Below are 24,254 nucleotides of genomic sequence, written 5' to 3'. Positions count from 1 at the left end.
GAAATGGCTTAACCTGGTTTCTCGCTCTCTACCGGTCTTTTCAGTTCTCTGATGGCTCAACAAAAGGCAATGCAGATGTCCAAGCAGAACGGCAAATCCAACAATACAGATTCTCTTGATCATGAGGCTCTGGCCGAAGCTTATAATCATGCGCTTGCGTTGGAAAAGTCCGGTGATCTGGATGCCGCTGCTGAAGCCTATAAAGCCGTTCTTGAAATTGATCCGGATGACCATGGTGGCGCTGCCGTACGTCTGGCGAGCATGGGACGCGGAATCGTTCCGCCAAAAGCTCCAGACGCTTATGTTGCTACGCTCTTTGATCAGCATGCCGAGATGTTCGATACAATTCTTGTCGATCAACTTGGTTATGACGTACCGCTGCAATTGCGTGAAATCCTTCTTGAACTCAATGAAGAGTTTCAGGCCGAGCGTATGCTCGATCTTGGCTGCGGTACCGGACTTTCTGCCGATGCGCTGGACGATATGGCCGATCATAAGACAGGCGTAGACATATCTGAAAACATGATCGAAGTGGCTTATGAAAAAGGTGATTACGATGCACTTTTTGTGGGCGAAGCCGTCCGTTTTCTGGAAACCACAGAAGAAGACGCTTGGGATCTGATTGTTGCGACCGACGTGCTGCCTTACATGGGCGAGCTTGATAGGTTTTTCGCGGGTGTTGCAGAGCATCTGCGAACGGGTGGGCATTTCGGCTTTTCAAGCGAAACACAGTCCGATGAGCGCTTTGCCGGACGGGATTTCATGGTTGGTGGTTTCCAGCGCTTTGCACATGCACAGTCTTATGTGCGTTCGTTGCTCTCAGCGCATGGAATGGATTGCATAGGCTGCACAGACATTATCGTGCGAAGTGAACAAGGATCTCCAGTGCCGGGACACCTATATATCGCTCAGCGTCGCTGACATTCGCTATTGGTTCGTTCGTGGATACTGACAATTTAGTTCCATAATCTATCTTATGCGACTTACGTTTGTAGATGGGGTACATTCTATATTAAAGTGCAACATGCCAATGAATTCATGAGGTTAACCATGGAGGAAATTGGATGTCAAATTGCTATTCACAAATCACTTTGGCCGAACGTCGCAGGCTATTTGAGCTAAAGCAGCTGAAAGTCCCTCTCGGCGATATTGCACGACTGATGGGTCGTCATCGCTCGACAATTTATCGCGAGATCAAGCGAAACAGCTTTCGTGACACTGAGCTACCCGAATACAACGGCTACTACAGTGTGGTTGCCGACAACATCAGTAAGGAACGCAGAACACGGTTGCGCAAGCTCAGACGTCATCCAGAGTTGCGCAACCTCGTCATTGAGCAATTGGAGGCACATTGGTCGCCGGAACAGATTTGTGGCCGACTGATTAGTCACGGTCTGAGCACCCTGCGTCTGTGTACGGAAACGATTTATCGCTTCATCTATTCGAAGGAAGAGTATGGTCTGAAGCTGTATAAAAACTTGCCCGAGAAGCGACCAAAGCGCTGCCCCAGAGGTACCAGAAAATCGCGTGGTTCACGTATTCCTGAAGAGTTTCGCATTCATCAACGTCCTGATTTTATTAGTAGTCGTCAGCAATTTGGCAACTGGGAAGGTGATCTAATCATCTTTTATCGTGACCTTGGAGAAGCCAATGTCATGACGCTCGTCGAACGCAAAAGCCGCTATTGCGTCATCATTAAAAATAGCAGTCGGCATTCGCGACCTATCATGAATAAAATCATTCAGACCTTTGCAGCGCTGCCTTATCATGCACGCCGCAGTTTTACCTTTGATCGCGGTTCCGAGTTTATGGGCTATCGGGCTTTGGAGGATGGAATGGGGGCAAGAAGCTGGTTTTGCGATCCGAACTCACCATGGCAGAAAGGTGCTGTTGAGAACATTAACAAGCGCATTCGACGATATTTACCAGGCAACACCGATCTGGCACAGGTCAACCAGGCGCAGTTGACTGCCCTCGCCCATAATCTCAATGCAACCCCGCGCAAGTGTCTGGGATTTAAGACACCCGCAGAGGTCTTCGCCTCTCTTTTGCAGGAAGCAGCATAATCAGATAATCTCACTAACGGCATGATGCACTTGGGGTAGCTTCTCCAAAACACACCTGTTCTCAAAAGACCTGCGAATGAACTGTAACCGAATGATTTTATAATCACCCGGTTTCAGTCTGTGATTTTTAGATCACTTGCCCCACATCGATACGATTTCCATCGGGATCTTCGAAAACAAAAGCGCGCAAGCCGTAATCCTTGTCTTGCAGACTTTTTATGATCCTCATGCCGTGCCGCTTGCAAATTGCGTGCATAGTATCGACATCTTTCACCAGCATGTGAGCGATGTTGAAATTCGTAGCTTTGTGGTCCCTTTGCAATGTGAGGTGCAATTCACCTTCCTCACGCTTCAAGATCATGAAACCCACTGGATTTCCGTTCTCGAAGGCTTTTTCAAAGCCCAGTACGCCGCTGTAAAATTGGCATGCCACATTCATGTCTTTGACAGGGATCATGGCAGCAATTCGTCCGAAACCGACACTCTGATTAGCGATATCGTTCATCGCGTAACCTCTCGTTTGCGAAGGAAAAACCCTCAGCCAGACGGTGCTGCTGATAGAATTGCACTTCAGTGTTTGTATGAGAAGGACGGTGCCAACAATGTTAGATTTAACTTGAAATCGTCATGTTGTGAATAGCAGCAGCTATGTTTCTGCAGGACAACAAATCACGTCGTAACGGTGGTTCCCTTTGATTGAAATCATTTCCCCGGAAGCGCCTCTCGAGGTAATTCCAGAATGCCGATCTAAGACCAAAGCATGCGTGTAATCGTAGTCAGCATGCGCTATTACCTGCATGCGCTGACTCCGGCTGCATGCTCTATATTAGTTACGCGTGTACCAGAGAGCGTTGTTTCCGGCTCATAGCCGGTCTGCAAGGAAGGTAGATTACATGTTGGAAGCACGTATCAGGAACGCGTCTCTGCGTGACAAGATCATCACTGCGGAACAAGCAGCAAGCCTGATCAAAGATGGCATGATTGTCGGCATGAGTGGATTTACGCGCGCAGGTGACGCTAAGGCAGTTCCATTGGCAATGGCTGCACGCGCCGCGAATGATCCCTTTCAGATTACCCTTATCACAGGTGCCTCGCTGGGGCATGATGTCGACAAGCTGCTGACTGAAGCACATGTTCTTGCTCGCCGTATGCCTTTTCAGGTGGATCGTACATTGCGCGCAGCCATTAATCGCGGCGAAGTCATGTTCATTGATCAGCACCTGTCTGAAACTGTTGAACAGCTGCGTTCAAATCAGATTGGACCCATCGACTACGCTGTAGTCGAAGCGCTGGCTATCACCGAAAACGGTGGGATTATCCCGACGACGTCGATTGGTAATTCGGCCAGCTTCGCGATTCTTGCAGAAAAAGTGATTGTTGAAGTCAATCTGAACCAACCGTTGGCTCTTGAGGGATTGCATGACATCTATATTCCGACCAAGCGCCCTTCCCGCGATCCAATTCCAGTCACTGCCTGCGACAGCCGTGTTGGCCTTCCATATATACCTATTCCGCCGGAGAAAATTGCCGGCATCGTTATCACGCAGGAGAATGACAGCGCTTCAACTGTAGAGCCTGCCGATGGTGAGACAATCGCGATTGCTTCGCACCTGATCAAGTTCCTATTGAATGAAGTCGAGGCTGGCAGGCTCGATCTGACACTTAATCCGTTGCAGGCCGGGATTGGCACAATTGCGAACGCGGTTTTAAACGGCTTTGCAGATAGCCCGTTCCATAATCTGCGGATGTATAGTGAAGTCTTGCAGGACAGCACTTTCGATCTGTTTGATGCAGATAAACTCGATTACGCATCCGGTTCGTCGATCACATTGAGCCCGGCCTGTGGCGAACGGGTCTTCAACAATATTGACCGCTATCGTGACAAGCTGATCTTGCGTCCACAAGAGATCAGCAATCATCCTGAGGTCATTCGCCGCCTTGGTATCATCGGCATCAATACCGCTCTTGAGTTCGATATTTACGGCAATGTGAATTCAACTCATGTGGATGGAACGCACATGATGAATGGCATCGGCGGCTCTGGTGATTTTGCGCGCAATGCTTTTATTTCGATCTTTGTCAGCAAATCGGAAGCCAAAAACGGCGCGATATCATCGATTGTTCCAATGGTGACGCATGTCGATCATACTGAACACGATGTCGATATTCTGGTGACAGAACAGGGGCTTGCCGATCTGCGTGGCCTGGCGCCTCGTGAACGGGCAAAGCTGATTATTAATAATTGCGCCCATCCCGATTACCGTGAACAGCTCAATGACTATTTTGATCGTGCCTGCAACCGTGGCGGTCACACCCCTCACCTTCTGGAAGAAGCATTCAGCTGGCATAGCCGACGTCAACAAACAGGATCGATGTTGAAATAGCAGATAATTGCTCATCTGAAATACAGTGAACGGTGGCGAGAGCCACCGCTTTGCTTTGCAAATTATTGGAACCTTATTCTCATTGGAACGTTAACTGGCACATCATTTTTGAAAAGAAGATGATTGAGATCACGGGTGTTGCAGGAATGAGAATTCATCCACGCTTCCCATGACTTAACAAGTTCAATTCGGTGCCGCGAAGGAACAGCCGCCGAATGATTATATAAAAGCCGTTCCGGGAAAGGTCCGACTGCCTATGTCCATCCTCATCAGTCTGCTGATAACAATTCTGGTTATCTTTCTCGTTCTCTATCTCATCAATATGCTGCCACTGGATGCGAAAGTGAAACAGATTGCTCAAGTGATTGTTATCATCATCGGTATCATATCGCTTCTGAAATATCTGGCAGTCTTCTAATCGCCTGACGATATGGGTTTTGAACATTGAAGGACGCTCAAAAGGCGTCCTTTAATTGTTTATGCGTTGTTACGTTCTAACATTGTAAATTAGTAACATGTTAAAAATTTCAATCGGTGTTATTTCTTTTAAAGATAGTTGTCGTTCAGCTAATCTATGGGTAAGATAATCGCAGCGCTCTACTTTAGATTGTGTCAATAATGGCACGCATATATAAAAAATTGCATCCGTGCGGAGTCGTATCTTTCTTCGCCAAAGCATTCCTCTTATAAGGCCCACAAAGATCAGGTCTGTTCATAGAGGGTTCAGAGACAGGCACTTAAAATATCTTCGTCGGGGTTGGGGAGTTCGGTATGAAGACGGCTTTATGGAAGGCAGCGTTGATAACGTTGTCTGTAGTTCTGTTTTCCATAGGGACCAGCCTGGCCGTCGGATTCTTTTCTGGCGGCATGCCGGGGATTATAGCCATTGGTCTCAGTGCCGGAATTCCGATAGTGACGGCCTTCCCTTCGCTTCTCTATATTTTCTTGCAGCACAGCAAGCTCAGCGATGCATATACGCAGCTCGAGAAAGCTCACACTGAGTTACAGGCCCGTTCACGAGTTGACCATATGACCGGGCTACTCAACCGTGAAGCTCTGTTTGATGCTATGAAAATCAGCCGCTCGCGCATTGAAAGCGGAACCCTTCTTGTCGTCGATGCTGATCACTTCAAAGCGATCAATGATACGTTTGGGCACAGTGTCGGCGATCGTGCACTCAAGTTGATAGCTTTTGCACTCCAGAACGTGACGCGCAAAGGCGATCTCGTCGGACGCATTGGCGGTGAGGAGTTCTGCGTTTTTCTTCCTGGCGCTACCGGTGAAACAGGAATGCGGGTTGCACAAAGGATACGCGCAGAAGTAGAAAACACTCCATTCCATGCCACGGAGTATCAAATTTATCCGCTGACGATCAGCATCGGCGTTGCTTCTGCTCCGAAGAATGAAACCAATTCACAGGTTCTGAGCCGTGCCGACCGTTGCCTTTATATGGCAAAACAGCGTGGCCGAAACTGTGTCGTTTTCGATGAAGAAAGTGGGCGCATCACCAGCGCTTCCGTGGTCTCAATCACCAATGGCCGCGAAGTGGCAAGAGGATGATGCCACATGCCCTGTTTATTGCCAGGGTGTGACTTCTTCCTCAGACCAGCCGACAGGCATAAAACCCATTTTTTGATAAAGCTGCAGCGCGCGAGGGCTATCGAGCGTGTTGGTATGAATGGCCACTTTCTGCGGACTATGTGACCAGGCTGTCGAAATGGCTTCGCTGAGGAAGAACTTTCCCAATCCGCGTCCCTGATAATCAGGAACCAGCCCAAAATAGAGAACTTCGGCTGTTTCGGGCAAAGCAGCAAGGTTAAGCTCTAAGAGGCCTGCTGGATTGCCATCTGCATAGAGAACATGGATCTCAGTGGTTTCCGCATGAATGGCTTCAGCCACTTCTGCATCACTTTGCACGCGCCGCATCATCCAGTGATGTTGACGCCCCACCCTCTCATAGAGGTAACGATAGAAGTGCACTGGCATTTCGGTCGAACGCATGATTGCCAGACGCAAGCCTGAGGGAACTGGAACCGACAGAGCCGGACGCGCTGTCATTTCCAGATGAGTCACTCTGGCAGTTAGTTTTTCTGACATTCTTATTCTGCTTCGCCAGTCACAACAGGCGTATCTTTCCTGCTGCCCCACTCGCTCCATGAACCATCATAGAGCCGATTGTCTTCATGACCAAGGGAAGTCAGCGCAAGCGTGATGACTGCTGCCGTCACACCCGATCCGCAGCTTGTGACGACAGGCTTTTGAAGATCTACACCAGCATTAGTGAAAATTTCGCGCAGGCTATCGAGGCTTTTCAGCGCACCATTTTCCGACAGAGTGCCTACCGGCACATTACGCGCGCCAGGCATATGTCCCGAGCGCATACCTTCACGAGGCTCTGCGTCGCGGCCTGTGAAGCGTCCAGCAGCACGGGCATCGGCAATCTGAGAACTGCGGTCGTCAACGATATTGCTCATTTCAGCAAAAGTGACGACCTTTTCCGCATTGAATGACGGTGTAAAGAGCGTTGGGGCAATCTTTGTCACATCGTCGGTTATGGGGAAGTTTGCGGCTTTCCAGCCGTCAAAACCACCATCGAGAACGAGAACATTCGCTACACCCATGACTCGGAACATCCACCACACCCGCGGTGCCGAAAACATGCCCGGACCGTCATAGACGACCACGGTTTCATCGGCTGTTATGCCCATGGAGCCGACATGTCGCGCAAAAAGCTCCGGCGATGGCAATGTGTGAGGCAGCCCGGAATCCTTGTCGGCAATCAAATCCTGATCAAAGAAAACAGCACCCGGAATGTGCGCTGCATCATATTCGTCTCGCCCGGTGCGACCTGCTGCGGGTAAATACCAGGAGGCATCAACAATCGCGAGGCCCGGTTCACCCAATCTGGCTTTCAGGTCGTCGCGGGAAATAACAAATGCGCTTTTATCGGACATGATTGCTCCTGAATTTCTTAGAGCGGTTCAATTGGGACTGAATCGTTAGAAACGCTCTATCTATTTGTTTTTACGCATTATCCGGCGCAGAACCGCTTCGCACTTTTGCGGGAAATGCATTACGCTTCTGGCAAAGCACCAAATCGAATACGGAAGCGGCGGTTTTCTTTGCCCTTCTTCTCAATCTTGCCGATGTGGATTTCACCGACTTCCTGCGTTTCAGAAACGTGTGTGCCACCGCAAGGTTGCGAGTCGACACTGCCATTTTCCCCGATAACAACCAGACGAAGACGTCCTGCGCCTACTGGTGGGCGCACGTTCTTTGATTTGACGATATCGGGATTGGCCAGAAATTCTTCGTCGCTGATCCAGCGCAAACTGACTGCATCATTGGCTTTGACCATTTCCATCAGTTTTTCGGTGACGAACTCTTTCGTATAGCTCGCATCGGGCAGATCAAAATCGACACGGCTTTCTTCTTCGCCAACTGCTGCACCGGTTATAGGGAATGGGCAAGCAACTGAGAGCAGATGACAAGCCGTATGCATGCGCATCAGCTTAAAGCGGCGCTCCCAGTTAATGTGCAAAACCAGCTTCTCGCCAATATCTGGCATAACCTGCTCTTCGGCGGGAACATGGATGATTTCGCTCTTGTTTTCGCCAGTAACGGTCATAGCGATTTCTATACGGGAGCCATCGGCGCGTTCAAAAAAGCCGGTATCTCCCGGCTGGCCACCAGAAGTCGCATAGAAATTGGTTTGATCGAGAATAATCCCGCCCGTTTCGGTCAGGGCAATGACTGAACCCTCCGCAGTTTTAAGATATGCATCTTCGCGGAACAGAGCTTCAGTCTCATATGCCATGATTATCCCTCGTACGGTATATCTATCTCAGTTTTCGTTTCCAGCCAGCCCGGTACCGGCAAATCTTTGCCACGCAGGAAAGTCGGATTGAACAGCTTGGACTGGTAACGATTACCATAGTCGCAAAGCACGGTCACGATGGTGTGGCCCGGCCCGAGATCTTTTGCAAGTCGGATTGCACCAGCAATATTGATGCCTGAGGACCCACCGAGGCAAAGCCCCTCATCCTCGACGAGATCGAACAAAATATCGAGAGCTTCCGCATCAGGAAGGCGATAGGAAAAGTCTGGTGTGAAGCCTTCAAGATTGGCTGTGATGCGCCCCTGCCCGATGCCTTCAGTGATGGAATCACCTTCAGATTTCAGCTCACCGATTGTGTAAAACGAATGAAGTGCCGCGCCGTAAGGATCAGCAAGCGCTATCTTGATACTTGCATTCTTTTCTTTAAGCCCGAAAGCCGTGCCTGCGAGCGTACCACCTGAGCCGACTGCAGAAACAAAGCCGTCGACTTTACCTTCTGTGTCGAGCCATATTTCCTGTGCGGTGGTTTCAACATGCGCCAGACGATTGGCAATGTTGTCGAACTGATTGGCCCATATTGCGCCATTTGGTTCAGTTTTTGCGAGTTGCTCTGCAAGGCGCCCGGAGAGGCGCACATAATTGTTCGGATTGCGATAAGGAGCAGCTGGAACTTCGATCAGTTCCGCACCTAAAAGGCGCAACGCGTCTTTCTTTTCCTGGCTTTGTGTTTCCGGGATGACGATCACGGTTCGATAACCCAGCGCTTTGGCAACCATTGTAAGGCCAATACCAGTATTACCGGCTGTTCCCTCAACGATGACGCCACCGGGTTTTAACAGTCCGCGCTTTTCAGCATCACGGATGATGTAAAGAGCTGCACGGTCCTTAACTGACTGACCGGGATTAAGAAATTCAGCTTTGCCGTAAATTTCGCAGCCTGTGAGCTCTGAGGCCTTCTTCAAACGGATCAGCGGTGTATGACCGATAGCGTCGAGTACCGAATTGAACATGGCTTCCATTCCTCTTTGTTGAGAGAAAACTATGAGGAAGCATGCTTATCTTCAAGCAAGTCTGAAATAATTTTCCATCTGGTTTTGCAATTACAAACCCTTAACGAGGTCCATAACGAAAAAACCGCCCCGTTAAGGGCGGTTTTAAAGAAACATAGTGCGGAAAGCTTATTATGCTGCGCGCTGACCGCCGCCATTGCTACCGGGGCGACGCTTGTTGCGATGGAATGGACGCTTTGGTTGTGCAGCGCCTTCTTCCCCCGCAGATTTCGGGGCCGAATTTGAGCGGTTTTCGCCAGACTTCGCCATCTTATTTGCTGGACGGCGATGCTTCTGAGGTACACCGTGCGAACCGGGCTTGCGGTCTGACCGAGGCTTGTCTGCATCATCGAACTTTGCAACCGGTGCTGGTGCAAGTTTAACGGGAGCTTCCTTGATCGTCAGCTTCGTGCGTGTGACGCGTTCGACTGCCCGCAGCTTTGTATCTTCCGTCGCCTGATCATAGAGGGTGATCGAAGCACCGCTCGCGCCATTACGGCCAGTACGGCCAATACGGTGCACATAGGTTTCCGGTTCGTCTGGCAGGTCGTAATTGACGACATGGCTGATGCCCGGAACGTCGATACCGCGTGCTGCAATGTCGGTTGCAACCAGAATGCGCAATGTACCGTCGCGGAAGCCATTCAGCGCACGCTGGCGGGCATTCTGCGATTTGTTGCCATGGATGGCTGCTACGTTAAAACCATCGCGTTCCAGATGGCGAACAACCGCATCTGCGCCATGCTTCGTACGTGTGAAGACGATGACCGACTTCAGAGTCTGATCCGACAACAGGCCAGAGAGAAGACGACGCTTGTCTTTGGTTGGTACCGGATGCACAACCTGCGTAATTTCAGCAGCCGTTGTGCCCTGTGGGGCAACTTCTACCCTGATAGGATCGCGCAGCAGGCTCTGTGCGAGCGTTGCGATTTCCTTTGGCATTGTTGCCGAGAAAAGTGCGGTCTGACGGTTCTTGTGTGTGCCCTTGGCAATGCGCTTCACATCATTGATGAAGCCCATGTCGAGCATACGGTCGGCTTCATCGAGAACCAGCCAGCGGGTTTCCGAGAGGTCAATGCAGTTTTCGCGCACGAGATCAGTCAAACGACCTGGCGTTGCGATGAGAACGTCAACGCCGCCCTGCATCCGCTTGATCTGGCTCAAACGCGACACGCCGCCGAGAACAAGCGCTGTCGAAATATGTGCTTGCTTGGCCACGACGCGGATCGTTTCTTCGATCTGCACAGCCAATTCACGGGTTGGCGCAAGGATCAGTGCGCGTGCTGTTTTGCCTTTGCGCTTGTCGCCAAGTGCAATGATCTTCTGAAGGATAGGCAGGCTGAATGCTGCGGTTTTGCCAGAGCCAGTCTGTGCAATACCCAGAATATCACGGCCTTCCAGCTGATGCGGAATAGCCTGTGTCTGAATAGGCTTTGGTTCGGTCATGCCAGCAGCTTCAACGCCCTTGAGCAATACGCCAGTGACACCCAAAGCGGCAAAGCCGCCAGTGTTTTCGCCAATAGTTTCGATAGTCAATTCAATCTCTTTCGGCGGCACCGCTTAACAGCAGTCCGCTTTAAAATTTCGGACAAGCGCAACTTGCCGAAGGGTAATCTTGGGATGATACGACGGGACGCCGGAAAAAAACCGGTCGACTTGCGCTGCCGTGCCCGAAACCAGCCGGGTCTCCCCTGCTCTCAGACCATTCTGATTGCAAGAGGCGAGACGCAACGAGTCCGATTCCGGGAAGGCTGAAATAGATCAGCCCATGCGCCTAGGCCGCCATATGGGGTGTTTTTCCCAAAAAAGCAAATGAATTATGTCGCAGTGGCGTATCAGATGATGAAATCAGCAAGCACCTGATTGTCAGTGATATCCTGATAGGCCCAGCCTGCTTCCACAAACTTCTTTTCCAGAATCTTGAAGTTGCCCGCATCCTTGGTTTCAATGCCGATCAGCACGGAACCAAAATTGCGTGCCGACTTTTTCAGATACTCAAACCGTGCAACGTCATCTTCAGGTCCAAGAAGATCAAGGAAAGACCGCAAAGCGCCAGGACGCTGAGGGAAACGGAAAATGAAGTATTTCTTCAAGCCTTCATAGCGAAGTGCCCGTTCCTTAACGTCTGGCAGGCGTTCAAAATCAAAGTTACCACCCGATACGACGATGACAATACGTTTGCCTTTGATCTCGCTTTTCTTGAAATCCTTCAATGCATCAATGCCAAGCGCACCGGCAGGCTCCAGAACAACACCCTCGATGTTGAGCATCTCGATAATCGTTGAGCACAGACGATTTTCCGGAACTGTGATGACAACGTTTTTATCGAAGTCTTTGAGAATCTTAAAGTTTTCCTTCCCAAGCTCTGCAACGGCTGCGCCATCGACAAAGTTATCGACCTGAGAAAGCTTGATCCTTTTACCTGCTTCAAGACTGCCTTTCAGACTTGCAGCCCCCTGTGGTTCAACAAAGCGATAAGCAGTCTTCCAGCCAAGGGCTGTAAAATACTGGGTTACGCCCGCCGATAGGCCGCCGCCGCCAACAGGCAGGAAAACAAAATCAGGTTTCTTACCATCGGGCAACTGCCGCTCGATTTCGAGGGCAACAGTCGCCTGCCCTTCGATGATTCCCGAATGGTCGAAAGGTGGAACCATCACACCTTTCTGGGCTTCAGCAAACTCTTTAGATGCCGCGTAACAAACATCAAAAATGTCACCGATGAGTTTGATCTCAATAAACTCTGCACCGAAGGCGCGCGTTTTATCGATTTTCTGCTGCGGTGTCGTGACAGGCATGAAGACCACGCCCTTGCGGCCAAAATGGCGGCAGGCAAAGGCAAAACCTTGTGCGTGATTGCCAGCTGAGGCGCATACGAACACAGCATGTTCATCAGCGGTCTTTACGGCACGTGAAATGAAGTTGAAGGCTCCGCGTATCTTATAGGAACGGACTGGGGTGAGGTCTTCGCGCTTGAGCCAAATTTCCGCGCCGTACTTTCGCGAAAGATAGTCATTGAGCTGCAAAGGTGTCTCTGGAAAGAGCGCACGCATTGCACTTTCAGCTTGAGCTACGGCTTTAACGAAGGCGGTCATTGTTCAGCTTTCTGCGTTCAGCTTTCTGCATTTCCTGCGGTATTTGCGCATGGCTACATGGCTTTAACGCTGCAAACAAGCTTGAAACCCAAAACATGAGTAAAACTGTAATGTTTATACTCAAAGGTTTATACTGATAAGAATGGTGGTGCGGTCGGCGTGCAACCGCACCATATTCTGACATAGTCTTTTCAATTAGTTAGCCGTATAAATCGTTATCTGTGTATCACAAATAGTCACCCGTTAAGTGGCGCTTTTAATGCGTTTTAAAGCCCAACCCACGCGATATACGGTCAGGAATTGCAAAGAATCGTCAAGCACCGGCTTAGAAGGCTGTAAGATTTACTGAATTTGCGATGAAGGTTCCAACTTTAAGCAGCCCCGATAGGGTTCCAAATGGCGCATAGTTAAAATTTTTCACCCCAGCATAAATCTCGTCACGGCGGGGCATGCTCCACAGCTTATCAACTGGATTTCCACCGCATTTTCACCGTCAGAAAAAGCTGGATTGACTCTTTCTTCGAATGAGAACATTTTAGGAACATTCCCCTACAGCGCGGAATATGTTCCTTAGTATCTATGTACTCAGGACAGGTTTCGTGCGCCCTGTTTTCTGGAGTTTGAAATGCGCCTGCCTGAGACTATAGAACGGCTGTACCTCGACTTTGACGGCTTTTTTGCGTCAGTCGAGCAACAGTGCGACAAGCGTCTGCGAGGTCGGCCAGTCGGTGTTGTTCCATTTGAAGGCACCAATAGAACTGCCGTGATTGCCTGCTCAAAAGAGGCGAAAGCGATGGGCGTGAAGAATGTGATGCCAATTAAGGACGCGCTGCGGGTTTGTCCGGATCTCATTCTCGTGCCCCAGAACCCAGATCTTTACCGACGCGCACACAACGCCTTGCTCTGCGAGATAGAGACCGTCATCGCGATTGATACGGCTAAGAGCATTGATGAACTGACGTGCGTGCTGGATGATAGCGGCAAGCGAGATCCTGAATTGCTGTCCAAGCGCATTAAAGCGGCTATTGCTGACAACATCGGGCCATATATCACCAGCTCAATAGGATTTGCCGCGAACCGCCAGCTGGCCAAGATCGCGTGCAAGGCTGGGAAAGACGAAAGCAAGCGTCATGGCAGCTATGGCAACGGCCTTGCGATCTGGCATCCCGCATTGATGCCAGCGCCGCTCCTGAAAATCCAGATGGAAGATATTCCCGGCATCGGATCGAGCTTGGCGCAGCGGCTTTATAAAAACCGCGTCTACACCACAGAGCAGCTATATGCCCTTCAACCGAAGCATATGCGCAAGATCTGGAACAACGTGAACGGTGAGCGGCTTTGGTATGCTCTGCATGGATATGACATCCAAGCGCCAGAGCAACAACGAGGCATGTTTGGCCACGGGCGCGTGCTGCCGCCAGAATCCCGCAAGATTGATGGCGCATACGAAATTTCCCGTCTCTTGTTGACAAAAGCCGCACGCCGCCTGCGCCGCGAAAACTTTTATGCCGGAGGTTTGTGGCTCTGGCTATCGATCCATGACGGTTCATGGCTTGGCAAACAAGGGCTATCCGTCGTTAATGACGATCAAGCAATTCTGGCGGGCCTTAACGCACTTTGGAATCGTGTCCGCCTAGAGTTTCCGCGCGGAACAACAATCTTCCGTGTTGGCGTCACACTGTATGATTTATCGCCATCTGACGAGCGCCAGATCGATTTGCTCAACAATGATGACAAGCTTCGTCAGAAGTGGGAACGCGCAAACGGCGCTGTCGACAAGCTCAACAGCAAATATTCAGGCACAATCGTCAGCATGGGGGAATGGAAACCACCAGCAGGTGGAAACGTTGGCGGAAAGATCAGCTATACCCGCATTCCATCAGCCGAGGACTTCTGGTGATGGGAAACTGGAAAACCCACATCAAAGTCGGTGATCTGGCAGAAGATCAAAAGCTGGAACTGATTTGCCGAAAATGTAACCGGCTGGCCTACACCGATAAATTATTGCTCTGCGAGACAGTTGATCGCTCGCAACTCTATCTCGATCAGATTGAGAGCATGGCACGCTGCAAAGGACGCGGCTGTAAAGGCAATATGCGCCTATCCATGGTGCGTCTTAAAGAAATGAGCGGCTTTGTCGGTGGTTTAGCATGAGCGGATACGGAACAGATAATGGCCGCTTTTCCAAGCCCGTGGGCAAGTGGGAGCATTGGTGCGATGCTAAGGACTGCAAGGCATGGGGAACGTATGGCTTTAAAACGAAATACGGGCAACTTTGGTTTTGCCTTGAGCATCGACAAGAGGGCGTAGACGCCATGGCTGGACGAAGGTTAAGAGCGCGCTAACTGCTCTCCTTAAAAGGGAGAGCATCATGTTGAAACCGAAACAGTCCGGCAACTATCCAGATCGGGATCTGGATTGTCAGGAAGCAGTCTCGCAGGGCATCGCGGACTTGATCGAGCAAGCAGCACTATCAGGTACATCTGAGGCAGATGCTGCCGCAGCTATAGCTGACACCGGCGTACCAGGCATACGCGATCTCATCGATGACGCGGTTGCATCTGGCTGGTCAGCAGAAGAAACAGCGAAGGCAATCAAGGCTGTTTCGGCTGGGATGTATCTTGGCTACACCGGAACAGATCCCGACGAATAATGCGAAAGGTTCGGAGTCCCGGAGGTTCTACGGAAAGCGAGCCAATTCAAACGCTTGCAGAAAAGTGGGACAGAAATGGCCCACATGATTTGATTATGCTTTTTAATATATTTGCCCAACTGCGGATAACAAAAAACCCCGCCGAAGCGGGGTCGATTTGAGAGTTTGCGATTAATCGCAGATTGGAAATTTGTAGGTCAGAGTGACTTCAAGCCGCCGCCAACCACAAATGCGACAAAAGCCGCAACCAACCCGCCAATAATCATCCAATTAATACGAGACAGCGAAGACATAATGCTTTGCACGGATCCTTCCAGCCCGGAAAAGCGCGTATCAATACGAGCTTCCATTGCGACCCATTTTTCATCATTTCGAGCGCTGTCAATCTCACGCTGGCGCTGCCAAGTTTCAAGCGTGGCCAGTCGCTGATTATTTGTTTGGGTTGCTTGTTCAAGCCCTACTACACGGGCACGAAGATCAGCATCTGTCTCAGGCATGGTTGAGCTCACTTCCAGCACCCCCGCTGTTTTCCGTTTTCATCATTGCCCTCGACGCGTTCGGCCCCTGCCCGATCCACCGTGGTAAGAGCAACCAATCCGGCCGCACTGAGATTATTCTGCCGCCACCCCGCGCAGTGGCTCACAGTCTGTGGGTTGCATGCCGCGACGCCGAAGAGACAAGACACAAAAATCATAGTTCGACAGAGAACGGAGCTTCGCATCGTCCTTCGTCCTTTCACGTTCAGCATTGATGTCAGATTGCAGTTGCTCGATTTTGATTTCGTGCCGACCTTCACGCTTACCGAACAGGTAGCCGCCACCCGCAACGATGCAGGCTGCGGCGATTCCGGCGATAAGGTATTTTAGCCAGGCAGGAATGACCTTCCAGATTGTCACCATCAGGCAAACTCATTGGAAAGATCTTTGACAGCCTTAAAGAGATCGAAGCGGCGCTTGATTGCATAAACAGCAAAGCCACCAACCAAAGCGCAGATGAACAGCTGTACACGCCAATCCAGACCGCCAAGGAAAGCGCCAATACCCGTTACTGCCATGCCTATGGCGGTCAATGCATTGCCGATAACCGTTTTAGATTTTGTGGGCGGCGAGCCAAGCTCACCCGGATCCGCAACGATTGGCACTTTTTCTACAACGACAACGGCATCACTTGCTGACGTCGAATTGGCAGCAGACTTTACCTGATCAAGAATTGCTTCCATGCGCTGAGGCGTAACAAGTGCCTTATTGAGCTTGTCGCCAGAATAGAAGGTTTCACCACGCTCCAATGCACGATGCGCGCCCTTCGTCGGAGCAAGGACAGGAAATGAAGCCCATTCCTGCGCGAGCCTCCGCCCGAACTCAGTACGACTGATATTGCCTGAGATGAAATCATTGTAGCCGCGACGAATAGCCAGATGATAACCGAGACGATCCTGCAGGTCGGGATCCATGATCTGCCCGCCGCGCAATCGCAATTCCGCCTTCAGGTCGCGCAGAGTATTGCGCATGAACTGATACCCACCAGCAGCCGATGACTTGAATCGTTTTGTAAAGGTCGGCTGGATTCCGATAAGCTCATCAATCGACATCGAAGTGACTTTCTTCGATATTTTTCCTTCGTTGTGACCGTAGATCACATCGTAAGAGGAGCGGTCGGTTTTGCCGGTCTCGATGAGACGCACGAAATCAAGCAGAAGCGCCGCGCCAGCTGGTACGGTTCTGTCCATTGTGTTTCCTCTTTTAAGATATTGTTATGACAAAGCGGCTTCACATATTCTGATGATCCGCTAACTTTTTATTGCGCACCGCCCCCCCCGCTCGTCATCCGGTGCGCATTACCCCGGCCTGACCTACCGTCTTCCGGGGTTTTCTTTTAGCCTTTCGGCATTAAAATCGGCCTCAGTGGGCGGCGACTTGAAATACCTTAGCGGTTCGGGTTAATTAGCTCGCGTCAACAATGGGGTAGGGATATGTTTTTGTTCAATGTTGCTATATCAATATTTGGCATCGCTGTTATTTCGTTCGGGCTGATTGGATTTTTAAAATCGCGCAAGTTCTTCCTGAACGTGTGTAAGTAGGAAGCACTTTTTGCTGGATACGATGCTCGATTTTTCTGACGCATTCCATCCGTGGGTGATCTTTTCGATAGGATCAGCATTAGTGATATCTGTCGTCGTCGTCGCTGGGCTGATTTTCATTTTCAGACGCTGAACTTATTTGATAATTATACAGGCAAACTCCTCTGATGCATACGCAGATCACCGAGATTAAAACCATTCAATCCGAAACAGCCGCGCGCTTACTGATCTTTGCCCTAATTGTATGCGGGTTCTTCGCCGTTTTTGGCCAGTTCTCGGAACCTTTTATCTCTCACGATGACTTCGATTGGCTAATTCCGTCGAATTTCGACCAAGGCTTCGAAAGCCCTTGGAGTAAGGCATCTACTGAGGGGAGATGGCTGAACTACCCGTGGTCGTTGCTAACCGTTCATCTGAACATAAATTCAGCTTACTATTTGTTTGTTGCACTTACGATCTGGATGTGTGCATCCATATCTCGACTATATATGGGACGTCTTTCCTTAATAGCCGCTTTGATGTTTTTTTTCTCGCCTCCTGCCGGGGAACTTTCGCTCTGGCCTGTAACGCAAAGCAGCAGCATATTGATAACGGCAGCCTGCGCCGCTGTACTTTATTTTTTACATCATAACAGCGCCCGTTACATTGTTCTCGGCGGGGCTGTTATAGCTTCCCTCCTTACATATCCAGCCTATGCACCAATGATTTTAATCGCATTTGGTGCAAATCTAATAAATAATAAAAAAGAATTTTTATATACAGTTATAGTATATGTATCTTCTTATACGCTCGGAATATTCATTATATTCACTCTGAACTGGTACTTTCATGATAATTTTGGTATCAACGTCGCTGGCTGGCGTCATCCCACCCCTCTTTACCCAGATGGCAATCTGCACCAAAATATCACTCGATATGTAAAATTCTGGAATGACTCACTAAAATACTGGCCAGTAATATTAATTTCCATCATAGCATATGCAATATGCTTGTTTTCTAAAATAAATGTACGGAAATGCCTATACGTATTGTTATTATCAGCGTTGGTAATAGCTATGGAGGCGTCCGCCTCTATCCTGCAAGGATTGGACTTACCTTCTAGAACCTCGCTTTGGTTATGGGTCTCACTAATCACACCTGTGCTTTTCATCATCCGTTCAAAACGGTTCATTTTTCTATCGTATGCTTTGGCGTTCTCTGTTTTGTTACTAGCCGTTAATTCTCGTTCAGCTCGCCTGGAGGATATATACCGTACTTTTCCTTATGCTAATTCGCTTGGCGAAACTTTGGTGCAAGCAGCGGCTGCGAATAATGGTTCATACGATAATATTATCGTTTTTGGTGACTACACAGAGAACCACATCACAAAGTTCCTACACAGTAATAGGCACCTTAGGAACTACTTGTACAAACAATTCGGATTATATACTCGCGCATGCGATCAAGATCTCTGCAAAAAAATTGAAACTGATTTACATGCGCGCCAAGAAATTCCTGTAACCACAATCATAGACAGAAATCTTGTTCTGGTTCTTTCTCCAAACATTGGATGGACCTATTAGATGACTGCCGCTGCTTTATGGCGAGGCGGCAGTGAGAATTGATGGACAACTGAATACCAGTGTTAGCGATTTGCGTACTCGCGAGTCCGAGAAGCTATCATCAATGCTTTAAAATGTATCAACTACGGGGTTAACAGCACAGTGAGTCACTAAGAGCGACGTGTGTCTGTCGTTGACACTTGAAGCTGCGCCGTCAAGATTAACGGCGCAGCTAGAGCCAACATCAAAACCGCAGCGAGCCTATCAGACGTCTTAATCTGCGTAGAAGCTTATGTAGAATGGGTAATCTCTGTACTCGCGCAGACATCGCATTCACAATACGAATTACTTTTCGGCGCTCGAAGGCTTCGATTTTTTTCTGCAATTCCATTACGCGTTCGATACCTACGCTTGACCGGACGCCACCGAAACTGGATTCAGATCGACAATATCTCTGAAGTTGGAGTGTTTCGAAACGAGATAATCCGTTGGTAGTCTGATAAAGACGTACCTGTCCAGGCCATTCTGAATATGTTCGCGCCATGGAATTTTTGCGGACGCGATATAGGCAGGTGACGGTCGGAATAATTGCTATTCGTAGACCGTTTGCCAAAATATTGAGAAAGAACGCCCAATCCTCATACTTTGCCTTCGAACCAGCGTTCCAGCCGCCCATCCCTCGTGCATGACTGACCCTATAACCAGAATTTGCGTGGCCAAGATCATTTTGGGTTTGCGATGTCACGAAACCGTCGCCCATTGGCCGATAGATATATTGTCCTTTAAACAGCGATTTGTTGAAATCCGTCCCAGCGTCAAAGGCAGCCAGATAGGGTACAGCTGCTGCAGCATGAGGGTTACTGCTCATTGCTGTAACGATTGTCTTCACCCAATCGTTGAGGGGAATATCGTCGGAATCAGCATTCAATATCAAATCGGTTGTGCAAGCGGACAATGCGGTATTTCTCGCCCCTGCCAAGCCGCAATTATACGCGTGATCAATAATCCTGAACGGAATATCGAGATGCCTCTCGACGGCTTCTGCCATATCGGTTTGGCTCTTATAATTAGACGCATCATTGACGATGATCACCTCGCTCGGGCGAAGTGACTGTTGATTGAGAGCCTTCAGCAATTCGATGAATTCAGAAATCTCGGTGTTATAGAATGGGATCATCACCGTTGAACTAAGGAGGTCAACAGGTTTACCGGCAATCTGTGTATATCGTTTATTTTCGGAGATGAGGTTCCCGCGCCTCAAATCTTCTATGAGTGCATCGCGGATTCGCGCTTTCTTTTTGTTGTCCCAATCCAAAATTTCTCGAAGTTTGTAGCGAAGCGAATCCGGTGAGAGGTCTGCCAGACACTCGCGCCAGTCTTTATCTTGGAACATCTCCGGGATGCCTCCTGCGTTCCCGGCCAGAAGCACACCGCCATTACCAACGACATCATAAACAGCGAGTGGGAAATTATCACCGCGATAAGGTTGAACAAACAAACTGTCGGATCGGTGCTCCTGAATGTAGGAAACCAATTGCGCATGATCAAAGTCAGTATGAACCCTCAGCACGAAATGGCGCTTGAGGTCCCCCTCGTTCTCATATCCCGTATCGGGGCCGCGTCCAATTAGAGTTATTTCTTCAATGCCCTTTGCCTTTAGTTCCTTGCAGAAACTATCATCCAAAGATGCACAAAATAAATCGAACCCCTTCATCGGGGTAAACTTTCCGACGAATACAATGCGCTTCACATTGTCGAACGGAGAACTATCAACATTGATATTCGTATATCGATAGGGGCAGATTATAATTTTGCTATCGTCAATCTGGATGCCAGACTGAACGTAAAATGTCCTCAAAAACTCCGAAGGGAATACGACAAAATCAGCAAGTTCAATGCTAATTTTTTCCCTTACCGCATATATCTGAGAATCAGCCCCCATCCATGTTTGATTGGCATTTTCGAGATAATGTTGATTGCCGTGACAATGCGCGACGATTGTAAGTGTATCAGGAAGTATTCCCGCGCGTTTGGCTTGCGCGATACGCATCCCTATACCCAAGTATTCTTGAAAGTGTATCTCTCTCAGATCTGGGCACAGAAACAGAAATTGGGTGGCGGCCTGCAGCAACACATCAGCAGTATCTATTTCTCCAATCTCTGATATGTCGATGACATCAGACGGGCTCAAAACGACGTCGCCGTTCTGAGTTTTTTCCTTCTCGAAGTCAAAAGACGCTAGAACAGCAGAACCCTTGGTTGAACGATGCCAATCCGCCACAAAGGTGCCTATCCCTCCGCTAGCTACCAGACCAGGATACTCCGTTGTGATCATCACAGACGTTACATCGACGGAATTAATCCCATAGCGCGCTAGTGTCCCAGCATAGAATTTCGCGTCAAATGAAATGTCCGCAAGTATAGTTCTGGCCACCCCGTCATGTTCATTCGCGCTAATATTTCCGATATTTTCAACGTGAAAACCGGACGCCATCAAGAGATTGCGAAGTTCTCCGACAGTCCATTCTCTGACATGTGCCGGATTGGCCGGCTTAGCTGACAACGATTGATACCCCAAGCGGGATCTGTCGGGCGTCGACAAATAGCACCTGCTCTTAAGGTTCCCGGACAGTAATAGTCTTATAAAGGCCAGAAGCGGTCTAGGGTCTGGTATATGCTCAATAACGTCCGCACAAATTATGACTGTTGGAACATCATCACGAAATTTCTTCGCAACATTAAGAACTTCACTCCATGACGTAAGATCGCACTCGACATGAGATGCTTCCGCGTAATTTTGAATGGCCGCAGCCAGTGATCCTTTGAAATCCACCGCAAACACTTCAGAATCGGTGTCGGAAAACAGACTTTTGAGTTTAAGGGCGCTGCCACACCCGATATCGATGACGCGCTTTGCGTCTATGGCATCCGCATATGCTTTAGCTGAATGGTATGTATCCGGCTGCCATATAATGTCGGATGTCAGTCCATCATTGAAAATGTCATTGATGATCCGAGCTTCCGCGTTTACCCCAAAATTCCACTGAGGAGTACACACATAGGGATGCGATTGATTATAATTGTCATAATGACGCTTATCAAACTGTCCAGGCAACGGCATTATAAACTTTTCTGCGGGCATATCTGACCTTTAATAAAAACACACCCCAGTCTGACGGCACGGAGCTTTGCGTTGGATAACAGACACTTGTTTGATTCGATCTGTGGCGTTAGGATACGTTTATTGCGTACGCCCTCAAGGATCAATTATGGAATATACCACCCGTCCCTTCACGATAGAAGCGATACAAATTGCATATGATGAATTAGCCAAAAAAATTCAACATCTGAGACAAACGGGCTCAAGCCACCCAGAATACCTAAGAACGGCTCAGTTTCCAATAGAGGTACAGACTGAACTATCGTTAATTAAAGATGAAATAACCATGTTGCATGCAAGAGTCATTAGTCTGATTTAGTTGCTAACTGCGCGTGTTGTAACAATATTATTGCTGGTGAGTTGTATGTGACGGTGCCCCCCGCCCACACCGGGTGGAACGAAGGTCTAGACCATCAGCTTAAGAAAGACATGCCGTCTAAGCGGAGATTTCCGCCGCCAGATGAATATCGTACGGACACCACACCTGTTGTTGACGACACATCTATTACGGCTTGCGCAAATCCACCCTCGACATATGTGGGGATCGATGTGTCTACCTTTGGACGGTACCCATCAGGCAAGGTAAACAAGTTGCCGCTTGCAGTTCTTGATATTCTTCCTGATAAATAGGTTACACCTTCAGGCGTCCGCTTATAACCGGGCAGGTCAAGAGGTGTTGCCCCGCTTGCCAAGCTGGCCCCCCATACTCGGAACGAAAATATATTTGAACCATCTATGAAAGCGTTATTGCCTTCGAATACATCTCTATTCCCGCCACCGATTGAAAACTGCTGCTGCGCAAAAACATTACCCGAAATGCGACCTGACTTGATATTGGTCCAATTTTGAGTGCCGGTATTATACCCGAGCCAATTACCCTCAAATGTAAACGCTGTAACATCCGCTTGAAAATCCAGAGGATTGCCAACAAATCCTTCTATATAGCTGTCTGTTATTGAAAGCTGCCTTATCGTTTGATTGCTGTAGAGGAAAGGTCCTTTACCACCCTCAAAGTCGCAGCCGATCATTATGATATTCGCATTGCTAGCCGTAAGAATTATGGCGGGATTGGCTGGAGTATCAGCCCCATCCTGTGTCGAATAAGCCCTCACATCGATAAGTTTCAATTGCATACTTGACGACGAAATCCATAGAACATGCTGCTTCATGTATCTGAATGTTACATTGCGAAGTGCTACCGCATAGCTTGAATTAACAGCTATTCCGAGATTAAAGGACTGAATGTAGACGTGATCAAGACACAGGCCGTTTACGTGACGAAGGCGCATGAAGTTAGGCGAACTGCTTGCGTAGATGCCATCGGCAGTAAAATTACGCAATTCAACACGCCAGGCCCATACTCCATCTGAATTATCACTGTCGAACAGATAGCCGACGAAATTGGATAGGCACTTAATTTCTGCACCGTTACCTTCAAGAATACGCTGCTTTTCGCTTATCGGGCCTAATTGAATGGAAGTCCCAGCGTAGTACACCTTTTTGGACACAAGCTGGAGAGGCGCGCCTACAAGTCCTAGGGCTGTAGCATATGCCCACGCTGCATTTATGGCAGGTGCATCATCATCCACCCCATTACATCGTGCGCCAAACATGTTCGGCGTGACATATTCAGTAGCCAATGCCCACCAAGCGCCATCTACTGATTGAACTTTACCCTCGTGCGCTGGCTCAGAAGCCGCCCTTACATACAAGGCGGGACCGCCATCACCAGCTGAGTAGTACCCAGCAGTATGAATGAAGTTCGTTCCGTCTGGAATATTTGAGCCTTCAACGGCTAGTTTGCTGTCATAATAACCGGCAGTTGCGGCACCCAGCTCATACCCATTTTCATCATCATTGACGATAAGAGACTTTCCAGCATCTCCAGGCTGAATGACGGGAAGATTAAGACCCGCAGCAGCTGCTTCTGCTCTTTCCGCAGCGTCCTCGGCGGCAGCAAGTATTGCCTCTGCATCACCATACGACAGAAGACGTAAATCTGTGCCTGTGTCTATGCAAAGCAGCGCCATTCCGGGCTGCAAATAACCGGGTTCGATTGGCCTGCTCGTGTTGGTAACGAGCGTTTTATTGATCGCGCCTGAAACCGTAACGGCTCCAGTGTTCTCTTGCGTCACATTCAGGATGTAAAGAACTTGATATGCTGCTGCTGGGATAGCAACGGATGCCGTTACAACAATGTTATTAGGCGTACCCGAATTAGCATTGTTCAAGCGAATAACACGGTTATCAGGAAAGGTGCTTACACCCTCTAGCAAAGCCTTGAGCGTGTCGCGGATGTCTGGTTTGTATGGGTTGAAAGGGCCGGAAGACGGGACGCCATCAATAGTGAAATCGCGGAAAATGTCATCAATTGTACGAACGGTCATGCGTTTG

General features: G+C 49.2%; 19 protein-coding genes and 2 pseudogenes. 9 read left to right on the top strand and 12 right to left on the bottom strand.

Features of this window, described 5'->3' with window-relative positions; translation table 11 throughout:
- Nucleotides 1–75 precede the first annotated feature (75 nt).
- Nucleotides 76–921: a class I SAM-dependent DNA methyltransferase gene (locus CEV32_RS11735; RefSeq protein ID WP_094577484.1), complete on the top strand. Its 846-nt coding sequence runs from the start codon at nucleotides 76–78 to the stop codon at nucleotides 919–921.
- Between the two features lie 143 nt (nucleotides 922–1,064).
- Nucleotides 1,065–2,066, top strand: a complete 1,002-nt coding sequence (locus tag CEV32_RS11730) for an IS30 family transposase (protein WP_094577293.1) — start codon at nucleotides 1,065–1,067, stop codon at nucleotides 2,064–2,066.
- A gap of 127 nt (nucleotides 2,067–2,193) precedes the next feature.
- Here CEV32_RS11730 and CEV32_RS11725 read toward each other — a convergent pair whose 3' ends face one another.
- A complete protein-coding gene (locus tag CEV32_RS11725) occupies nucleotides 2,194–2,571 on the bottom strand; it encodes a VOC family protein (protein WP_094577292.1) in 378 nt (125 codons plus the stop codon).
- 388 nt (nucleotides 2,572–2,959) lie between these two features.
- On the opposite strand from CEV32_RS11725, the gene CEV32_RS11720 reads away from it, so the two are divergent.
- From CEV32_RS11720 to CEV32_RS11710, 3 genes are all read left to right on the top strand, one after another.
- Complete coding sequence (locus CEV32_RS11720) at nucleotides 2,960–4,450, top strand: acetyl-CoA hydrolase/transferase family protein (protein ID WP_094577291.1); 1,491 nt, start codon at nucleotides 2,960–2,962, stop codon at nucleotides 4,448–4,450.
- Nucleotides 4,451–4,706: 256 nt separating this feature from the next.
- A complete protein-coding gene (locus CEV32_RS11715) occupies nucleotides 4,707–4,868 on the top strand; it encodes a Thivi_2564 family membrane protein (protein ID WP_010660091.1) in 162 nt (53 codons plus the stop codon).
- A gap of 353 nt (nucleotides 4,869–5,221) precedes the next feature.
- The gene (locus tag CEV32_RS11710) at nucleotides 5,222–6,010 is read left to right on the top strand and encodes a GGDEF domain-containing protein (protein ID WP_094577290.1); all 789 of its coding nucleotides are present in this window, start codon (nucleotides 5,222–5,224) and stop codon (nucleotides 6,008–6,010) included.
- A 15-nt stretch (nucleotides 6,011–6,025) separates the two neighbouring features.
- Here the strand turns inward: CEV32_RS11710 and CEV32_RS11705 are convergent, their stop codons facing one another.
- From CEV32_RS11705 to ilvA, 6 genes and pseudogenes are all read right to left on the bottom strand, one after another.
- The gene (locus tag CEV32_RS11705) at nucleotides 6,026–6,547 is read right to left on the bottom strand and encodes a GNAT family N-acetyltransferase (RefSeq protein ID WP_094577289.1); all 522 of its coding nucleotides are present in this window, start codon (nucleotides 6,545–6,547) and stop codon (nucleotides 6,026–6,028) included.
- A 2-nt stretch (nucleotides 6,548–6,549) separates the two neighbouring features.
- Entirely contained in the window at nucleotides 6,550–7,404 is an 855-nt protein-coding gene (gene sseA, locus CEV32_RS11700; RefSeq protein WP_094577288.1) for a 3-mercaptopyruvate sulfurtransferase, read from the bottom strand.
- A gap of 119 nt (nucleotides 7,405–7,523) precedes the next feature.
- Nucleotides 7,524–8,267 (bottom strand): alanyl-tRNA editing protein, encoded by a 744-nt coding sequence (locus CEV32_RS11695; RefSeq protein WP_094577287.1) that lies wholly within the window; start codon nucleotides 8,265–8,267, stop codon nucleotides 7,524–7,526.
- A 2-nt stretch (nucleotides 8,268–8,269) separates the two neighbouring features.
- Entirely contained in the window at nucleotides 8,270–9,298 is a 1,029-nt protein-coding gene (locus CEV32_RS11690; RefSeq protein WP_094577483.1) for a cysteine synthase A, read from the bottom strand.
- A gap of 171 nt (nucleotides 9,299–9,469) precedes the next feature.
- A pseudogene (locus tag CEV32_RS11685) lies at nucleotides 9,470–11,102 on the bottom strand (DEAD/DEAH box helicase).
- 70 nt (nucleotides 11,103–11,172) lie between these two features.
- Nucleotides 11,173–12,429, bottom strand: coding sequence for a threonine ammonia-lyase IlvA (gene ilvA, locus CEV32_RS11680; RefSeq protein WP_094577285.1), 1,257 nt, complete (start codon nucleotides 12,427–12,429; stop codon nucleotides 11,173–11,175).
- A gap of 625 nt (nucleotides 12,430–13,054) precedes the next feature.
- Between ilvA and CEV32_RS11675 the strand changes: the two genes are divergently transcribed.
- The 3 genes from CEV32_RS11675 (at nucleotide 13,055) to CEV32_RS11660 (ending at nucleotide 15,082) form a co-directional block, all read left to right on the top strand.
- Nucleotides 13,055–14,329: a Y-family DNA polymerase gene (locus tag CEV32_RS11675; RefSeq protein WP_094577284.1), complete on the top strand. Its 1,275-nt coding sequence runs from the start codon at nucleotides 13,055–13,057 to the stop codon at nucleotides 14,327–14,329.
- Nucleotides 14,329–14,583, top strand: coding sequence for a hypothetical protein (locus CEV32_RS11670; protein WP_094577283.1), 255 nt, complete (start codon nucleotides 14,329–14,331; stop codon nucleotides 14,581–14,583). Before CEV32_RS11675 ends, CEV32_RS11670 begins: the two co-directional genes overlap by 1 nt.
- Before the next feature lie 217 nt (nucleotides 14,584–14,800).
- The gene (locus tag CEV32_RS11660; protein WP_094577281.1) at nucleotides 14,801–15,082 is read left to right on the top strand and encodes a hypothetical protein; all 282 of its coding nucleotides are present in this window, start codon (nucleotides 14,801–14,803) and stop codon (nucleotides 15,080–15,082) included.
- 197 nt (nucleotides 15,083–15,279) lie between these two features.
- Here CEV32_RS11660 and CEV32_RS11655 read toward each other — a convergent pair whose 3' ends face one another.
- The 3 genes from CEV32_RS11655 to CEV32_RS11645 form a co-directional block, all read right to left on the bottom strand.
- Complete coding sequence (locus CEV32_RS11655; RefSeq protein ID WP_143128821.1) at nucleotides 15,280–15,579, bottom strand: hypothetical protein; 300 nt, start codon at nucleotides 15,577–15,579, stop codon at nucleotides 15,280–15,282.
- A gap of 114 nt (nucleotides 15,580–15,693) precedes the next feature.
- On the bottom strand, nucleotides 15,694–15,981 hold the full coding sequence (locus CEV32_RS11650) for a hypothetical protein (RefSeq protein WP_094577279.1): 288 nt from the start codon (nucleotides 15,979–15,981) through the stop codon (nucleotides 15,694–15,696).
- Nucleotides 15,981–16,808: a lysozyme family protein gene (locus tag CEV32_RS11645; RefSeq protein WP_094577278.1), complete on the bottom strand. Its 828-nt coding sequence runs from the start codon at nucleotides 16,806–16,808 to the stop codon at nucleotides 15,981–15,983. Before CEV32_RS11645 ends, CEV32_RS11650 begins: the two co-directional genes overlap by 1 nt.
- A 518-nt stretch (nucleotides 16,809–17,326) precedes the next feature.
- Here CEV32_RS11645 and CEV32_RS11640 point away from each other — a divergent pair.
- Entirely contained in the window at nucleotides 17,327–18,721 is a 1,395-nt protein-coding gene (locus tag CEV32_RS11640) for a hypothetical protein (protein ID WP_094577277.1), read from the top strand.
- A gap of 223 nt (nucleotides 18,722–18,944) precedes the next feature.
- On the opposite strand, the gene CEV32_RS11635 is transcribed toward CEV32_RS11640, so the two are convergent.
- Nucleotides 18,945–21,842: a glycosyltransferase gene (locus tag CEV32_RS11635; RefSeq protein ID WP_094577276.1), complete on the bottom strand. Its 2,898-nt coding sequence runs from the start codon at nucleotides 21,840–21,842 to the stop codon at nucleotides 18,945–18,947.
- Between the two features lie 1,846 nt (nucleotides 21,843–23,688).
- Nucleotides 23,689–24,247 (bottom strand): annotated as a pseudogene (locus tag CEV32_RS11625) (hypothetical protein); the annotation flags it as partial.
- Nucleotides 24,248–24,254 lie beyond the last annotated feature (7 nt).

This window comes from Brucella rhizosphaerae, assembly GCF_002252475.1.
Lineage (GTDB): Bacteria > Pseudomonadota > Alphaproteobacteria > Rhizobiales > Rhizobiaceae > Brucella > Brucella rhizosphaerae.
Note: the sequence above shows the minus strand (reverse complement) of the source record. Positions and strands in the feature narration are given on the sequence as shown.

Coding starts and splice junctions, on each gene's coding strand:
- CEV32_RS11650 (WP_094577279.1), bottom strand. CDS start 15,981: ATGGTGACAATCTGGAAGGTCATTCCTGCCTGGCTAAAATACCTTATC.
- CEV32_RS11725 (WP_094577292.1), bottom strand. CDS start 2,571: ATGAACGATATCGCTAATCAGAGTGTCGGTTTCGGACGAATTGCTGCC.
- CEV32_RS11635 (WP_094577276.1), bottom strand. CDS start 21,842: ATGCCCGCAGAAAAGTTTATAATGCCGTTGCCTGGACAGTTTGATAAG.
- CEV32_RS11675 (WP_094577284.1), top strand. CDS start 13,055: ATGCGCCTGCCTGAGACTATAGAACGGCTGTACCTCGACTTTGACGGC.
- CEV32_RS11715 (WP_010660091.1), top strand. CDS start 4,707: ATGTCCATCCTCATCAGTCTGCTGATAACAATTCTGGTTATCTTTCTC.
- CEV32_RS11670 (WP_094577283.1), top strand. CDS start 14,329: ATGGGAAACTGGAAAACCCACATCAAAGTCGGTGATCTGGCAGAAGAT.
- CEV32_RS11730 (WP_094577293.1), top strand. CDS start 1,065: ATGTCAAATTGCTATTCACAAATCACTTTGGCCGAACGTCGCAGGCTA.
- CEV32_RS11655 (WP_143128821.1), bottom strand. CDS start 15,579: ATGCCTGAGACAGATGCTGATCTTCGTGCCCGTGTAGTAGGGCTTGAA.
- CEV32_RS11660 (WP_094577281.1), top strand. CDS start 14,801: ATGTTGAAACCGAAACAGTCCGGCAACTATCCAGATCGGGATCTGGAT.
- CEV32_RS11690 (WP_094577483.1), bottom strand. CDS start 9,298: ATGTTCAATTCGGTACTCGACGCTATCGGTCATACACCGCTGATCCGT.
- CEV32_RS11710 (WP_094577290.1), top strand. CDS start 5,222: ATGAAGACGGCTTTATGGAAGGCAGCGTTGATAACGTTGTCTGTAGTT.
- CEV32_RS11695 (WP_094577287.1), bottom strand. CDS start 8,267: ATGGCATATGAGACTGAAGCTCTGTTCCGCGAAGATGCATATCTTAAA.
- CEV32_RS11645 (WP_094577278.1), bottom strand. CDS start 16,808: ATGGACAGAACCGTACCAGCTGGCGCGGCGCTTCTGCTTGATTTCGTG.
- CEV32_RS11705 (WP_094577289.1), bottom strand. CDS start 6,547: ATGTCAGAAAAACTAACTGCCAGAGTGACTCATCTGGAAATGACAGCG.
- ilvA (WP_094577285.1), bottom strand. CDS start 12,429: ATGACCGCCTTCGTTAAAGCCGTAGCTCAAGCTGAAAGTGCAATGCGT.
- CEV32_RS11720 (WP_094577291.1), top strand. CDS start 2,960: ATGTTGGAAGCACGTATCAGGAACGCGTCTCTGCGTGACAAGATCATC.
- CEV32_RS11735 (WP_094577484.1), top strand. CDS start 76: ATGTCCAAGCAGAACGGCAAATCCAACAATACAGATTCTCTTGATCAT.
- CEV32_RS11640 (WP_094577277.1), top strand. CDS start 17,327: ATGCATACGCAGATCACCGAGATTAAAACCATTCAATCCGAAACAGCC.
- sseA (WP_094577288.1), bottom strand. CDS start 7,404: ATGTCCGATAAAAGCGCATTTGTTATTTCCCGCGACGACCTGAAAGCC.